The 13,689-nt window shown below is 64.7% G+C and carries 23 protein-coding genes; 7 read left to right on the plus strand and 16 right to left on the minus strand.

The window, feature by feature from the left end:
* Window positions 1-81 precede the first annotated feature (81 nt).
* Genes ACSQ89_RS37115 through ACSQ89_RS37130 form a run of 4 tightly spaced genes read right to left on the minus strand, consistent with a single transcriptional unit; the run spans window position 82 to window position 2,305 of the window.
* Entirely contained in the window at window positions 82-702 is a 621-nt protein-coding gene (locus tag ACSQ89_RS37115; protein ID WP_436297128.1) for a hypothetical protein, read from the minus strand.
* Between the two features lie 9 nt (window positions 703-711).
* Window positions 712-840 (minus strand): hypothetical protein, encoded by a 129-nt coding sequence (locus ACSQ89_RS37120; protein ID WP_436297129.1) that lies wholly within the window; start codon window positions 838-840, stop codon window positions 712-714.
* Window positions 837-1,244 carry a chorismate mutase family protein gene (locus ACSQ89_RS37125; RefSeq protein WP_436297130.1) on the minus strand — a complete coding sequence of 136 codons (408 nt, stop codon included), beginning with the start codon at window positions 1,242-1,244 and terminating at the stop codon, window positions 837-839. The genes ACSQ89_RS37120 and ACSQ89_RS37125 overlap by 4 nt, the downstream gene beginning before the upstream one ends.
* A gap of 11 nt (window positions 1,245-1,255) precedes the next feature.
* The gene (locus ACSQ89_RS37130; protein WP_436297131.1) at window positions 1,256-2,305 is read right to left on the minus strand and encodes a Bug family tripartite tricarboxylate transporter substrate binding protein; all 1,050 of its coding nucleotides are present in this window, start codon (window positions 2,303-2,305) and stop codon (window positions 1,256-1,258) included.
* Between the two features lie 296 nt (window positions 2,306-2,601).
* On the opposite strand from ACSQ89_RS37130, the gene ACSQ89_RS37135 reads away from it, so the two are divergent.
* The 4 genes from ACSQ89_RS37135 to ACSQ89_RS37150 are packed head-to-tail and all read left to right on the plus strand — an operon-like array spanning window position 2,602 to window position 4,294.
* Window positions 2,602-2,805, plus strand: a complete 204-nt coding sequence (locus tag ACSQ89_RS37135; protein WP_436297132.1) for a hypothetical protein — start codon at window positions 2,602-2,604, stop codon at window positions 2,803-2,805.
* A 58-nt stretch (window positions 2,806-2,863) separates the two neighbouring features.
* Complete coding sequence (locus tag ACSQ89_RS37140; RefSeq protein ID WP_436297133.1) at window positions 2,864-3,475, plus strand: acyl-homoserine-lactone synthase; 612 nt, start codon at window positions 2,864-2,866, stop codon at window positions 3,473-3,475.
* A 23-nt stretch (window positions 3,476-3,498) separates the two neighbouring features.
* The gene (locus ACSQ89_RS37145; protein WP_436297134.1) at window positions 3,499-3,837 is read left to right on the plus strand and encodes a transcriptional regulator; all 339 of its coding nucleotides are present in this window, start codon (window positions 3,499-3,501) and stop codon (window positions 3,835-3,837) included.
* On the plus strand, window positions 3,812-4,294 hold the full coding sequence (locus ACSQ89_RS37150; RefSeq protein ID WP_436297135.1) for a helix-turn-helix domain-containing protein: 483 nt from the start codon (window positions 3,812-3,814) through the stop codon (window positions 4,292-4,294). Before ACSQ89_RS37145 ends, ACSQ89_RS37150 begins: the two co-directional genes overlap by 26 nt.
* 78 nt (window positions 4,295-4,372) lie before the next feature.
* Here ACSQ89_RS37150 and ACSQ89_RS37155 read toward each other — a convergent pair whose 3' ends face one another.
* The 4 genes from ACSQ89_RS37155 to ACSQ89_RS37170 all read right to left on the minus strand — a co-directional run bounded on the left by ACSQ89_RS37155 (window position 4,373) and on the right by ACSQ89_RS37170 (window position 7,388).
* Window positions 4,373-5,011, minus strand: a complete 639-nt coding sequence (locus ACSQ89_RS37155; protein ID WP_436297136.1) for an autoinducer binding domain-containing protein — start codon at window positions 5,009-5,011, stop codon at window positions 4,373-4,375.
* A 231-nt stretch (window positions 5,012-5,242) separates the two neighbouring features.
* Entirely contained in the window at window positions 5,243-5,914 is a 672-nt protein-coding gene (locus ACSQ89_RS37160; protein ID WP_436297137.1) for an RES family NAD+ phosphorylase, read from the minus strand.
* Entirely contained in the window at window positions 5,911-6,549 is a 639-nt protein-coding gene (locus tag ACSQ89_RS37165; RefSeq protein WP_436297138.1) for a hypothetical protein, read from the minus strand. Before ACSQ89_RS37165 ends, ACSQ89_RS37160 begins: the two co-directional genes overlap by 4 nt.
* Before the next feature lie 158 nt (window positions 6,550-6,707).
* Window positions 6,708-7,388, minus strand: a complete 681-nt coding sequence (locus tag ACSQ89_RS37170; RefSeq protein ID WP_436297139.1) for an autoinducer binding domain-containing protein — start codon at window positions 7,386-7,388, stop codon at window positions 6,708-6,710.
* A gap of 279 nt (window positions 7,389-7,667) precedes the next feature.
* On the opposite strand from ACSQ89_RS37170, the gene ACSQ89_RS37175 reads away from it, so the two are divergent.
* A complete protein-coding gene (locus ACSQ89_RS37175; protein ID WP_436297140.1) occupies window positions 7,668-8,330 on the plus strand; it encodes a hypothetical protein in 663 nt (220 codons plus the stop codon).
* Window position 8,331: 1 nt separating this feature from the next.
* The gene (locus tag ACSQ89_RS37180; RefSeq protein WP_436297141.1) at window positions 8,332-8,622 is read left to right on the plus strand and encodes a helix-turn-helix domain-containing protein; all 291 of its coding nucleotides are present in this window, start codon (window positions 8,332-8,334) and stop codon (window positions 8,620-8,622) included.
* A 132-nt stretch (window positions 8,623-8,754) separates the two neighbouring features.
* Here ACSQ89_RS37180 and ACSQ89_RS37185 read toward each other — a convergent pair whose 3' ends face one another.
* From ACSQ89_RS37185 to ACSQ89_RS37220, 8 genes are all read right to left on the minus strand, one after another.
* Window positions 8,755-9,030: a type II toxin-antitoxin system RelE/ParE family toxin gene (locus ACSQ89_RS37185; RefSeq protein WP_436297142.1), complete on the minus strand. Its 276-nt coding sequence runs from the start codon at window positions 9,028-9,030 to the stop codon at window positions 8,755-8,757.
* Entirely contained in the window at window positions 9,030-9,275 is a 246-nt protein-coding gene (locus ACSQ89_RS37190) for a CopG family ribbon-helix-helix protein (RefSeq protein WP_436297143.1), read from the minus strand. Before ACSQ89_RS37190 ends, ACSQ89_RS37185 begins: the two co-directional genes overlap by 1 nt.
* 734 nt (window positions 9,276-10,009) lie before the next feature.
* Window positions 10,010-10,339, minus strand: a complete 330-nt coding sequence (locus ACSQ89_RS37195) for a CcdB family protein (RefSeq protein ID WP_436297144.1) — start codon at window positions 10,337-10,339, stop codon at window positions 10,010-10,012.
* 7 nt (window positions 10,340-10,346) lie between these two features.
* Entirely contained in the window at window positions 10,347-10,613 is a 267-nt protein-coding gene (locus ACSQ89_RS37200; protein ID WP_093111842.1) for a type II toxin-antitoxin system Phd/YefM family antitoxin, read from the minus strand.
* 816 nt (window positions 10,614-11,429) lie between these two features.
* On the minus strand, window positions 11,430-11,801 hold the full coding sequence (locus ACSQ89_RS37205) for a DUF4365 domain-containing protein (protein WP_436297145.1): 372 nt from the start codon (window positions 11,799-11,801) through the stop codon (window positions 11,430-11,432).
* Window positions 11,802-11,867: 66 nt separating this feature from the next.
* Window positions 11,868-12,224, minus strand: a complete 357-nt coding sequence (locus tag ACSQ89_RS37210) for a PIN domain-containing protein (protein WP_436297288.1) — start codon at window positions 12,222-12,224, stop codon at window positions 11,868-11,870.
* Window positions 12,116-12,445: a hypothetical protein gene (locus ACSQ89_RS37215; RefSeq protein WP_436297146.1), complete on the minus strand. Its 330-nt coding sequence runs from the start codon at window positions 12,443-12,445 to the stop codon at window positions 12,116-12,118. The genes ACSQ89_RS37210 and ACSQ89_RS37215 overlap by 109 nt, the downstream gene beginning before the upstream one ends.
* Window positions 12,446-12,448: 3 nt before the next feature.
* A complete protein-coding gene (locus tag ACSQ89_RS37220; protein WP_244504125.1) occupies window positions 12,449-12,940 on the minus strand; it encodes a helix-turn-helix domain-containing protein in 492 nt (163 codons plus the stop codon).
* Between the two features lie 332 nt (window positions 12,941-13,272).
* On the opposite strand from ACSQ89_RS37220, the gene ACSQ89_RS37225 reads away from it, so the two are divergent.
* Window positions 13,273-13,635: a hypothetical protein gene (locus ACSQ89_RS37225; RefSeq protein ID WP_436297147.1), complete on the plus strand. Its 363-nt coding sequence runs from the start codon at window positions 13,273-13,275 to the stop codon at window positions 13,633-13,635.
* Window positions 13,636-13,689: the final 54 nt, after the last annotated feature.

A 13,689-nucleotide genomic window follows, 5' to 3' on the forward strand; every position in this document is an offset into this window, starting at 1 on the left:
TGTGCGACGCACGACAGCGCGCCCGCAGATGATCTTGGTACAAGCGCCGAGCGTGATTTCGGCGAGATCGTCCGGGAGGCTTCAGCTGCCGCCGAGACTCGACGATCGTCCGATTCGTTCCCGATACTGGCGTGCGACCGGGCTGTCCTTCCAGACAACCGCCCTGCCCTCGTCGACGGCTTCGCGTCCGTAGACGATCCATGCGTCGCAGATGCTGCCGATGGGCTCGATCACCTCAAAGCGCTCAGCATGTGCCTCGGCGAAGGACGCGAAAACGATGCCCGCTTCGTAGCGTCCTTCAGCTAGGCTTGCCTGGACCGCGAGCACCGTAGGCTCGTGGACGACGGTCGGCCAGGCGGAAAGGTCGGCATAGCTCTGCGTAGCGGGCTGCACGCCGACCTTGCCGGCGCCCTTCCCGCTTCCCACGGCGCGTACCAGCGCCATGGGACGGCTGGGGGAGATGAAGGCGTCGACCACCACCATTGCCGTGCGATAGGTGCCTGTGATCTCGGCGGCTGTGGGATGAACGGCGCATTGAAGCAGGTAGTCCGCCTTGCCGGCAATCAGCGCGCAAGCTCCGGCGTGGAAGTCGTCGAACAGCACGATGTGAGTGGTATGCGACAGGCCATGCGCGGCGAGGTACTGCTGAAGAACGAAGTGGTGGTTGCTGCCCTCGCGGCCTAGCGTCGAGAAAATGAGCATGTGCTTGCTTTAGCGGTAGAGCATGGCTTTTGAGAGATGGTCGACCTCGATGGCCGGCTTGGCAAGGGGCGCGGCCTTCGCGAGCTGCCGGCAATGCCTCGACCGGCTCTCGGTTGAACGGAAGGTGAGCGGCTTCATGCCGGCGTCGCGGGCACGCCGATGATCTCATCCTCCAGGCGGCAGGTCTCCGTGATGATCAGCTCGTAGAGCGCACGCAAGAACACCGGGCTCATGCCGTGCTCGGCCGCGAAGGCAGCCGCTCGTTCCTGCACCACCCCGATGCGGTGCGGCTGCATCATCGGGATGGCATGGTCGCGCTTGTGCAGGCCGATCCGGCAGCAGCAGTCAAGCCTTTGCCGCAGGGTCTCGAGCAGCGTCCTGTCCAGGCCGTCGAGCTCGTCGCGCAGCGACTGCAGGATTTGTTGGGCTTCCTCGTAGCTGCTGGCAGGGGCTGCGCCTCCGCTCTGCGGGGCCGAGGTTGCGTCATTGGCCGCGGCTGTGGTTTTCTGGCGCCCGTCCGGGCGCGGCTGTTCCGGGTTCATGCTGCGCCTCCCTACTCGAGCTTGATGCCCTGGCTCGCGATGATCTGGGTGAGCGCTGCCGTGTCCGCCCTCACCCGACGGACCAGCGCCTCGCCCGATATGCCGGCTGCCTCGTAGCCATGCTGGAAGAGTTTCTGCCGCACCTCGGGGGAGCGGATGACTTCCGAGAGGACCTGGGTCAGGCGCTGGACGATCGGGGCGGGCAGGCTGGCGGGGGCTGCCGCAGCAGTCCAGATCTCGAGCTCGAAATCCTTGAGTCCTGCTTCCTGCAAGCTCGGGTAGTCGGGCACGAGTGCGGAGCGGCGCGCCGAGGTCACGCCGATCGCGCGGAGCTTTCCGGCCTTGACCTGCACTTCGGCGAGGCCCGGCGGAAGGAGCGCCAGTTGCAACTGGGCGCTGGCCAGGCCGGTGATGACCTGCGGATTGCCCTGATAGGGCACGTGCACGGCGCCGATCCCGGTGCGGGCCTTGAGGAGCTCCATGCCGAGGTGGCCGATCGTGCCGATGCCGGGCGTCCCATAGCTCCAGGTGCTGCCGGCAGCGCGCGCGGTGTCGAGGAAGCCGCGGGCGTCGGCCTTCGAGACCTCCGGCGTGGTGGCGAGCACCAGGGGTGCCGTGCAGATGATGCTGAGCGGCACCAGGTCCTTTTGCGGATCGTATGGGGTCGCCGGATTGAGGACCTTGGCGATCGTCATGTTGCCGTTGATGAGGATGCCCACTGTGTGTTTGTCGGTGGACTTCGCGACGATGTCCGCCGCGATGTTGCCGCTGGCGCCCGGATGGTTCTCGACGACCACCGGCTGGCCCAGCGCCCTCGCCATGGGGATGGCCAGGGCGCGTGCAACGAAGTCCGGCGACGAACCGCCGCCAAAGCCGACGATGAGGCGCAGCGGTCGCGTCGGCCAGTTCAGATCCGCCGGCTGGGTGTTCGAGGTGCCCGGTGGGCTGGGATCGGTGCGACTCGCACCGGACGATTGCGCGGAGGCGACGCCGGCGCAGGCGAGCGCGCCGAAAACGCACAACAGGCGCGCCGCAAATGATCGAAAAAGGAGGAAGGACATGGCAAGAGAAGTTGGAAATCGGAAGCCAAGTCTTTCTTCGACAACGCGCCGAATCAACTCCTGCTTGGTGCGCAAAAAGCCTCCACACTGGCTCAGCGCCGCACAGGCCCGACTTGCCCACGAGCGGGTGAAGCCATGGCTCGTCGCAATTGCTTGGTGTGCAAGATCGTTGTCGAGCGTCGGCGGCGCGCTGCTGCGCTGCAGGCGTGTCGCGGCACGCGCGCGACGATTCTTGCTGCGTCTTCGCGTCAGCTGCGGTCATCGCGGCAGTCCCTCAAGGCGCTTTCAGGGTGCGCATGCTGATCGGCTTTTCGAGTGACTTGGGCCTGGTCATGCGTGAAGCGATGCACGTGCGAAGGGCGCAGCTTGCGTTCCCCGCCCTCGACCATTCCGGGGTGCATCCAGGAGCGCTCGCGATCCTGTCAGCCTGTGGTGAGCGGCAGCGCATTCGTGGTGTCAGGCAGGACGATCATGTGATCAGCCCCTGCCAAATCTGGTAGTGCCGCCCTGCCCGCTGCCTCGCTGTAATGCGATCACTTCGGACAAGAAGGGTCGCACATGGAATTCATCACGGGCACCGCCGATGTTCTCCCGCCAGGCATGCTGTTCGATCTGGCGCACTACCGCCATCGCGTCTTCGTGCAAGGTCTGGGCTGGAAGCTTCCTGCGCGACAGCGCATTGAACTCGACGAGTTCGACCGGCGCGATACGCGGTACGTGGTGGCGCTGGACACCCAGCGCAGGATCGTCGGCACGACCCGACTGCTGCCGACCGAGGGCCCCTACCTGCTCAAGGAAGTGTTCCCCGATCTGTTGGGCGGCGCGCGGTTTCCGCATTCACCGCAGATGTGGGAGCTCTCGCGCTTCGCGGCGGTGGATCTCGAGTCGGCGAAACGGGACTTCCACCGTTCGCTCGCCTCCCCGCTCGCGCTGCAGGTCCTGGAGGCGGCCATGGGCCTGGCGGCCCGCTGCGGCGCGACCCAGCTGATCAGCGTTTCGCCCCCGGCGGTCGAACGCATCCTGCGCGCCGCCGGCCTGCGCGCACAACGCGCCGGACCCCCGATGGAATTCGACGGCGAGATGCTCATCGCCTGCCTCCTCCAGGTCGATCCGACCTGGCGCGCGCCGGCATCCGCCTCGGTCACGCCAGGCGAGCGCGTCGCCGCCTGAGTATATCGGCAGGAACTACGCCATTGGCGTACACTTCGAACATCCTGACGGTCGTTGAAACGCCGACGTTCCAGAAGCTTTGGCCGAACTATTGGACGGAGGAAGAGCGCGGCGAGTTCGCAGCCTACATCGCAGCGAACCCAGACGATGGAGACCCGGTAAAGGGATCGGGAGGTGTGCGGAAGGTGCGATGGAGCCGGGCTGGATCGGGCAAGAGTGGCGGCGTGCGGATTGTCTACTTCAACCGCAAGAAGGCCGGCGAAGTCGTTCTGTTGTTGATCTACGCCAAAGCGAACCTTGATTCGATCTCCGGCGAAACGTTGAAGGAGTTGCGTGATGCCGCAGAAAACGCCTCTGAGTGATGCCGAGCTGGCTGCCTTTGAAGCCGGCCAGGACTTCGAAGCCTTGCTCGTTCAATCGGCGCGCGAGATGGGCGCCGGGAAGGCGCGCAAGGTGTACACCCCTGTCGTGGCAGCTCGCGAAAATGCGGGCCTGTCGCAAGCCGCGTTTGCCGAACTGCTCGGTGTCTCTGTGCGCACCTTGCAGCAGTGGGAACAGGGCCGTCGCGAGCCCACGGGCGCAGCGAAGACGCTGATAACGATCGCCGCAAAGATGCCGGAAGCACTCAAGGCAGTCGATCCGAATTTCAAGGCGCCCGCCGCGCGCGTTGCCAGTGCCCGTGCGGTTGCCGTCATGCGTAGCGCAGTCGAGGCGGCAAACAACGCATTTGAGGCCGTGCAGCGCGCAGCTGTCCATTCCGCAAAGAAGGCACCTCAGCGCGCCCATGGCCGCGTGGTTGCCAAGCACATCAAGGCCTGAATCCATCGAATGCCGGGCAACAGCTCGCGAGACCTACGACGGGTCGCGGTGGGGTGTGCGAAGGTTTTGGGACACCTCTCACCGGCCGTCGATAGCGTCCAGCCGAGCGCATCGCCGCCTGATCGCGACGAAACGCGTCAGCGCAGGCTTGCCGTCGGCCGTCCATCGGAGAACCTCGACCTGCCGACGCGTGAACGGCTCGTGGATCGCCGCCTGGGCGCCGCCAAGATGGCCGGCGAGTGTCAAATGCGCGTTGTTCGCGAGCCAGCGCATCATAGGATCGTGCGCGAGAAGCTCTTTGCGCGTTAACCGCTCGTTCGAACGCGCAAGCGTGAGCATGCCCATGCGGCCATCGGCATCGAAACAGGATTGGGCCCAGCCCACACGCAGGCCGAAGGAGCGCGCCTCCTCCCACATCTGCGGTGCTCGCTCGAAAAGCTTGTTGCTCCACACCACCGGCTGCGCACTGCGCGTACCGTGCGCGACGGTGGGGTCTGTGCGCAGGTAACCCGCCTCGAGGTAGCGCTCGCGCCAGCCGCGCTCGTAACTCGAGAGGATCAGCGTTTTCGGATTGGTGAACGACAGCGGAAGGCGCAGGCCATAGGCACAGTACTCGAAGCCGAGCTCGCGTGCGCCGAGCGCGATCTGCGCGAACGCGTCCTCCGGGCTGCGTGCGCCCGTGAGCCGCCGCAATACGTCATGGGCCCACAGTGCCATCGAAGATGGCCTCTCTCGAAGTACGGGACGCGAGGCACTCACATCCCGGTCGGGGGCAAGGCACCCCCCGCTGCCTGAAGGCTCGAGCACTTCCTCCAGCAGCCACAAGAGAAGTCTAGAAGTGACCCCAGCAGCCGACCGGCCCGCGCACAGCTGATGCCGCTCGCCGCGCCGGACAAGGTGCCGCGCGGTGCCCGGTGGCCGGCGCGTGCGCGCCGCCCGATCTCCGGCTCACACTTCGTGCAGCTTCAGGGACCGCACCAGCGCCAGCAACTCCGCGCGCCGCGCCCCGACGGCCAAGGGTTCTTCATTCAGCACCTCGAACGGCGGCTCGGGAAGGCGTTGCCCGAACAGCATCAGACAGCGGGCCGCATCGTGGCGCTTCGAGCCGTAGCCGATCGCCTGGGCCGCCGGTCGCTGCAGGTAAGCCGCCTGGGACCAGCGCCTGGTCTGCGGATAGCACCCCGGCAGACTGTCGATCAACTGCGCCCGCGAGATCTCCTGCAGCCTCGGCAGATACGGCGTATGGAAGCTGACATACCGCAGCACCGGCGGCAGCTTCAGCTTGACCAAGTGGAAATGCGCCAGCGAGGCCACCTCGAACAAGCCGGGCGGCGAGAGTGAGACGTCGTGCAGCACGGACTCCATGTAAGCGGCTTCCGGGCTGCTCGCAACATAGTAGGTGTGCACCGGCGTGTCATCCGCCTGGTCAATGGGCGCAAAGCGGGTGTCGCCCCAGCCTTCGGCGAACGTCTGTGCCGTGGTGCTGGGATGGCTGCGCGTGCAGTACACGTGGTACCAAACGGGCACCTCCTCGTGCGTTACTTCCCGGACCTCGAAGTCCTCGGCCGCGCCGGGGTCGGGAAGGTCGCAGGCCGCGCCGTGCGGCGGACCGCCGCTCATGCGACGTAGCTAGTGCGCCGCCGCTGCGCCGCATGGAGCACGGCGTCATGCCGGTCCAGCGCCTCCTTTGGCGCGACCGGCGTGCCGTCGGCTCCGACGATCCAGGCATTCGGGTAGTGGAACCACGCCGCCAACACCCACGGGTCGGCGACTTCTCCGAAGGCTTTCAAGATCTCGCGGATGACAGGCAGGGGCTCGTACATCGCATCGAACTGGTAGCGGGCGAAGTACTCCCTCCCGCCGTGGCTCACGCCGTAGATACGCCCACGCCGCTTCCAGTCGCTCGCCGGCTGCGACTTGCTCTTGGGCGCCGCTGCCTGCAGCACGTTCAACTGCTCGGCGGTCAACCAGTCGCCCTCGGCGAACACCTGCCGCAGCGTCCGCATCCGATGCACGCGGTCCTCGAGCAGTTCGGTGCTCGGCTCCAGCAGGCCTGTGGCGATCTCCGCCAAATGGTCGGCACGCACGATCACCTGACCCTGGCCGGCGTGCATCAACACCACCAGCGCCTTCTCGATAGCTTCGACCACCGACGACACCGCTGCCGGATCGGTATCGTCCGGCATGTTGACCGGCACACGCAGCCCGCCGGCCGGCCCGGCAGGCATTTGAAAGTGCATCGCTTCGTTGGGCATGGCGGGCTCCTTTGGCTTCCGATCTTGCCGACATACTATCATCAATCGTCAATCTCGGCAAAAGAACGCGTTCGTGACGGCGTGGGTCGAAGGGCGCCCGCCCCCGGGCGGAGATCATTGGACCTGCCTTGTGGTTGGTCCCCGCTGGCCCTTTGCTGCTACGTGACGGCCAGCGGCTGCGCCGTCGAGTCGGTGCTAGCGCTCGCTTCGTCGCGCCGGTGGACGGCAACGCCGCTTCGTGTTCCAGCAATTGGTGCCGCGGCGCATGCAGACCGGCGAGATTGCCGTGACCGACGCGGCCGGTGAGACGCGCGTGTTCCGGCGCGATTCCGACTGCCAGCCAACGACTGGTTCCTGGTCGGCCAGGCCGACCTCACGGTCGGACGGGACCGCACCAGTCGCCCTGCCGCATTGCTGATCAACGTCAAGAACCGCTCGTTCGAACGCGCAAGCGTGAGCATGCCCATGCGGCCATCGGCATCGAAACAGGATTGGGCCCAGCCCACACGCAGGCCGAAGGAGCGCGCCTCCTCCCACATCTGCGGTGCTCGCTCGAAAAGCTTGTTGCTCCACACCACCGGCTGCGCACTGCGCGTACCGTGCGCGACGGTGGGGTCTGTGCGCAGGTAACCCGCCTCGAGGTAGCGCTCGCGCCAGCCGCGCTCGTAACTCGAGAGGATCAGCGTTTTCGGATTGGTGAACGACAGCGGAAGGCGCAGGCCATAGGCACAGTACTCGAAGCCGAGCTCGCGTGCGCCGAGCGCGATCTGCGCGAACGCGTCCTCCGGGCTGCGTGCGCCCGTGAGCCGCCGCAATACGTCATGGGCCCACAGTGCCATCGAAGATGGCCTCTCTCGAAGTACGGGACGCGAGGCACTCACATCCCGGTCGGGGGCAAGGCACCCCCCGCTGCCTGAAGGCTCGAGCACTTCCTCCAGCAGCCAGAAGGCAAGTCTAGAAGTGGCTGCCCCTCGCGGGGAGACAAACTGCCCCCAAATCCCGCCAACGCCCCCCTCCGTTGGTCGAAGTCATGCGCGTGTCACAAGTCGCTAAAGTGCGCGCGCGTGCCGCGCGCGCTCACGGCGCGGGTTCGCACATCGGAACAAGCGCTCTCGAGCATGCAACGTGCCTGGTTTCTGCTGCTGCCCGGCTTTCCCGTGGTCGACGTGACGGGTGCGATCTCGGTTCTGGAGATCGCCAATGCCGTGCTCGGCGAGCTCAGGAAGAAGCCGTTCTACCGCGTGCTCGTGATCGGCGCCGAGGCAGGTGCCGTGCTGGCCTCCAGCGGCGTCGCGCTCGCCGCGGAGCCGCTGCCGGCGCGCATCCAGGGCAGCATCGCCATGCTCATCGTGGCGGCAGGCCCGTGGCTGCGCACGACCGGACACTCCGATGCGGGCCGGGCGGTGGTCGAATCCTGGCTCGCCCGCATGGCCCCGCATATCGGCAGCGGCGCGACGATCGGGCAGGACGCCCGCACGCTCGTCCAGGAGGCATCCCACGCTGCCCGCGCCATGGCATCGGCACGCACCGCAACTGCTCCCGTGCACTGGAGCGCGGTGAGCGTGACACGTGGCGTCGACCTCGCGATGAGCCTCGTGGCCGCCGACCTCGGAGGCGTGATCGCGACGGCGATCTCGAGCCGCATGGCCGCTCCCTTCCAACGCTCCTACGGCTTTGGCCTTTGGCAGCCGCAGGGGCGAGAGCGCCACCGAGGTGCAGCGCGATCCACGCATTGGCGAGCTGCATCTGTGGATCTCGATGAACCTGCGCAGGTCCTATAGCGTGACGCAGCTCGCCGAGCACCTCGCGATGTCCGAGCGCACCTTCGCGCGGTTCTACCGCGGCGCGACCGGCTCGACGCCTGCGGCAGTCGTGCAGCAAATCCGCGTGGACGCCGCGTGTCGGCTGCTTGGGGGCAGCCATCTCTCGGTCAAGACGATCGCCTCCCGATGCGGCTTCGCCTCCTCGGAGGCCATGCGCCGCGCGTTTATACGCAGCCTGCAGCTCTCGCCACAGCAGTACCGGCAGATCCAGACCCACACCCGCAGGCACGTTGAAACGGCGCATGGGTAGCCGCATCAGGTCGATGGCGGATCGGCGAGGAGGTCCGGTAGGCCGCGGCGTCCTGGACCGACAAGACGGCAGCGCCCCTTGCGTTCAACCGGAGCAGGAGCCAGCGGCGCGTTGTGCTTGTACGCGCCATGATCAGCGATCCTCGCGAGTGTGAAACATGCGCACGATGAAGATCGTGCTGCCGTCGATCTCGTAGCGCAGTTCGTAGGCACCCACGAGAAGTCGCCGAACCTCATGAGGCTCGGGGGCCTCCACTCGGCGTCCAATGCGGGGGTTGGCCTGCAGGGTCACCGGAGCGGCAGTCAACATCTGTACCGTCCGAGCTGCAGCTGTCGTATCGACTGGCTCGAGGAATTCGTAGAGGCACGCGAGGTCAGACAGAGCCTTGGAGGTCCAACGGATCTCCATCAGCGCGGCACCGGCAGCGGCTTGTCAGTACCGAGGCTCTGGGCCCAAGCGTGGACGGAGGCATGGTCGACGGTGCGGCCGGCCTTCACATCTTCGAGCCCTTCCAGCGTGAGCCGCATTCGCTCGGCTTCCTGCTCAACCCATGCGGTGAGGGCCTGCTTGATGACCCACGCGCGCGAGCGATCGAGCTTCGCAGCGAAGTGGTCGACCTGGTCGGCGAGCTCGGTAGGTACATGAGCCGTCATCACCTTTGTCGAAGGGGTAGTAGCGGGTTGAGTCATAAATGAATCATAGTGATTCAATTTGATTTATCAACCTCTCCATACTTTGAAGCCGATGGATGCGCCGTAAAGCGGCATCCCTTGTGTTGGCGTGGAACCGCTTGGGCCTTCCAAAAAGCCGCATCGATGGTAGTAGCCCGAGCTTCCCGCTCAGCGAAGGTCAGTGCGCTCGCCTTCCGGACGCAAGCTACAACCCCATTGCGACACAATCGCTCAGACCCTGAGTTGACGCGCACAACGCAATGTCGGCTATGGCATCGCGCCGAGGCTTCTTCATGTCGGAGTCATCGGTCCATCGCTTGAGTCGGATTGCCAGAACTTCCACCAGGGTCGCCTGGGGGTCGGAACCAGCGGGGCACGCAGGGTGATCATCTGGCTCGCGCGAATGCGCCCTCGCCTTTCGACTTCGAGCACGTGGGCGACTCCGAACGCGCCAGACTCACCACGCGCAGCGCGAGCCCGCCAGGCGTGCGCCAACTCGTCAAGCTCGGCATCTTCGAGCTGGGCCAGTTGAGATGGCGTTGGAACGGCAGTCATGTCCTCTTGAAGTGAACCGAGTGAATCTTGGACGGGCGCAAGGCACCCCCGAACGCTGTGGCATCCGGCACGACCATTATCTACATAATTAGTAATTATGACGTGGCATCTGTCACGGCACTTTGAGTTGGGAAGCGCGACGACGACAAGAATTTCTCCTTCTAGCCCCAGGCGCGGGTTGTCAATTCGTCCATGGCATCGGTGATCTGTTGCCCGTGATCCGCGAGCGATTCGACGACAGCACCCAGCTGGTCAAGGGCCACAGAGACGGTTTGAAGTGGATTGAGTACCACCTCGACGCCACCGACACTGAAGATCGGGTTCATTCGAGACCCGGATATGGACGCGCCGCCCGGGGCGTTCTGGCGGAGAACCAGCGGGACTACAACGCGGCGACGATAGGCATCGAATCGCGCGGACTGGATGACCACGACGTAAGGAATGCTGTCCTTCTGGCTGCCCTTGTTGCGATGGACGTCGAATTGCGCCATGGGCGGGTTAGAGCGTCGAGTGTTCGTCAGCGAACGAACCGAACTTGTTGTCGAATTCGTTCCAGGCTTCCGCGCTGGCTGTTGCCCAGTCGCGTTGAGCCTTCTGTTGGGTGTCACCGCGCGCTCGCGCCTCCTGAAGCTCTTTCATGTCTTGAGGGGAGATCATGTATGCAGCTGGTCGCCCATGGCGCGTGATGATGATTGGCTCACGCTGTGCCTTGTCAAGAAGCTGTCCGAATCTGTTTTGCGCATCAACGGACGTGACAGTAATCATGGTTCAATCCCAATGAAAATAGCTAACCTGTACAGTTTAGCGCGGCCAGCTGCCCGACGTCCAGCTGTGCCACGGACCGGAGCCGCCAACTGGTAGCTATGCGCTCGATCTGGCGCTCAGGCGAACAGCGCCGTCACCTGTGTCCGAGCGCTCACAATTCCACCTGGCTGGCCCGCAGGTGCGCCGGCGCGCTCTACTTCCGGCGCTTGCACGATGCCGAAGGCTTCCCGCTCGCCAAGATCGGTTCGAGAGCAAAACCCCGACGAGACGCTCGAGCTCACCGGCATCGAGTGGGAGAGCTGCGGCTGTCCTCGGAGCGGGCGATCCATGGCGTTGAAGTGAGCCGATTAAAAGCTGGACAGTTGGAGGTCAGGCGTGGGAGTGAAACTGAGCAGCCCCTGCCCCTGCCCCTGCTCCTATCTGCCCGGTGAGTCCGCGAAGGCGAACGCCCGTCAAATAGAACGAAGTCGGAATTGCGGACACAAGGCAAGCTTCCCACAAACAGAATTCCGTGCCGCATGTCTGGACCGAGCGGCACGACGACCCGGCAAATAGCTTTGGCCCCGCAATGCACTGTCTGCCGGACTTCGAGCTTCAACGGATCTGTCGAGCTGTCTGCGGATGGAATGGCCAGGCGAACCAGATCGGCCAGGCTCTGTGCCGTCTCGCGCTCCTGACGGCGCTGCCAAAGGTATGGAGTGACATCCGTTTCAGGGGTGAGGCCCTGTGTAACAGGAACCCTGAGGGTGACCTCTTCCCGCTCGCTTGCCACATCGACCGCGAACTCGGATCCACGCAGCCGTTTCAGTTCGTCGGCTATCCAAGTCCAATAGACCTTGCTCTGCGTTGCGTCTGCTTTGCCGTTCGGCGCGACACGACCACAGCAACGACCAGCATCACATCGTCTTGCGATTGAGCATACAGGTTGAGCGTTCTGCGTTTGAGGGCGATGCTCAGCGTGCTGCCATCAGCGGAGATTGTTGGTGATTCGGTCCCCTTGAGTTGTGCGCGAAACGTAAAACGCACCTGGCCTGCAGGCGCGACTTGCACCTCAAGGTCGAATCCGTAGTCGTTCGGTCCCTCCCTCGAATCGTTCTCCCAAGTCGAAGGGTGGCAGAGATCGACCAGATGCTTGGAAGCTGTGCTGATCCGATGATTGCGATCAACGATTGGGAAGTCTGCGGACATGCCGAGTGTTGGTACAAGGTTCCCCCGCGGCGGCGCGATGGCGTTGGAGCGGGAAGTTGCTTTTTGTCAGATGAGCTTGGAGGCTTTCGCGAGGTAGGCCGCCGTCTGCGGCAAGCCGCGCAGCTCGAGCGCCTTGACCAACTCCTCAGGGGAGCGCGCTGGATTTGTCCAACTCGCCGCTCGCATCTCCTTGATGGCGCCAAGCGCCGTCAGGTCGTGCAGTTCGAGCTGGTTCATGATGAATTCGTCTGGATGCTGTGCCTCGATGTGGTGGATCGCCAGCACTTCGGCGGGGAAATCCTTCAGGTTGTACGTCACGATGGCATCTGCGTGCCCCGCGATGGCCGCGGCCAGAACATGGCGATCGTCTGGATCCGGCAGTCGAGCCAGGCGACCAGCTTTTCGTACCCGACGACCAGGCAGTCCGGCACCGCATCGCGCATGAGGCTGACGGTCCGTTCGATGGCTCGCGCCTGCTCGGGCCGCTTCTCAAGCAGGTTGCGCGTCCACTCTTCTTCGATGGTGGCGCTCCAGCGCGCGTGATAGAGGCCGGCGAACGTGAGCCGCATCAGCACGTCTCGTACGAGTTGCGGGTACAGCACGCACGCGTCGAGGATCGCGGTGAACCGCGCGGAGCCCGCCATCGCCTAGAACTCGAATCCTGCCTCTTGGGATACGCGCGCCAGCTCGTCGAGCGCGGCGCGAGACTTCTCGCGCGACGCCGCCTGGTAGGCCAGCAGATCCTCGAACGCGATGCGCCGATGGCGGCCCACCTTCCGGTGCTTCAGCCTCCCCTCCTCAATCTCCTTGATCACGAACGGGCGCGAGACGTTCAGAATCGCGGCCGCCTCCTGCGTGGTCAACTCCGCCTGCTGCGGCACCAGCATCAGCGGCTGGCGCGCGGCCATGGTGCGCAGCACATGCGCGAGCAGGTGCAGCGCCCGCGGCGGCAGCTTCAGGACTGGCGCCGCTTGAGTCGCATCGTCGAGGTCAAGGGTGACATCGATATGGTCAGCCTTGGAATGATCCAACGCCATCACCAGGCACTGATGCGCAGCCGCCGCCATTTCCGCCTCGGCTTGCGTGGCAGGTTCCAGCACTTCGCTCGTCATTTCGCTTTCTCCTTGCAGTTGCTTCAACACGGCTTCCAGCCTCTTAAGGGACCGTGGGGTGATGATGAGGCCTAAACGCAGTAGACGCAATATTCGCAGTAATCGAAAAAACTATCGCGTGTGGAAATCCATTCGGCGCTGCCAGATAGCCAGCGCTCACTCTGGCGACGCCCCGGGCGTCTCAGGGACAGCAGGGCGTGTGATGCCGAGAGCGAATTGAGGCGGCGCCTCGAGCCGATGTCATACACGCGCGCCCCGCGTCGGTTAGAGTTGAACGTCCTCCCGCGCGCTCCCCTTCAACCCCCACCGGCCGGGCGTCTTCACAGGCCTCGAACTGCTCGGCCTGCGGGAAATTCTCCATGCGCTGCGCTTACGTGATCGGCCAAGCCCTGCAGCGCGGGTGCCGCGGCGAATCGATCCGGGTCGAGCAGGATCAGCCGTGCGGTCTGAATTTCTATTCCCGCGGCGCGGCCGCGCCCTGCGAACTCGGCGTCATCGACATGGGCGGCCTGCGGCGGCGTCGGAAAGGAGGTCATGGCTTGTTGAAGTTGCTCGATCAAAAGCTGGACACTTCCGGCCTTGGCGGCAAGACGTGTGAAAGAACCCGCGCGGCCCCTGTTGCCCTTCGCCAATGGCATGACGCCGAGTGGGCCAAGGATGATGGCGGCCGAACAATGCTCAGCATTCTTGGTGACAGCATGCCCATGCCTTGGGCGTTTTGAACGGTTTCAGCACCCTGAGCCGAACGGCCGGTCCGGTCCTGACCATTCCGGTTG

The organism is Variovorax sp. LjRoot175 (genome assembly GCF_964253805.1).
Classification (GTDB): domain Bacteria; phylum Pseudomonadota; class Gammaproteobacteria; order Burkholderiales; family Burkholderiaceae_C; genus Variovorax.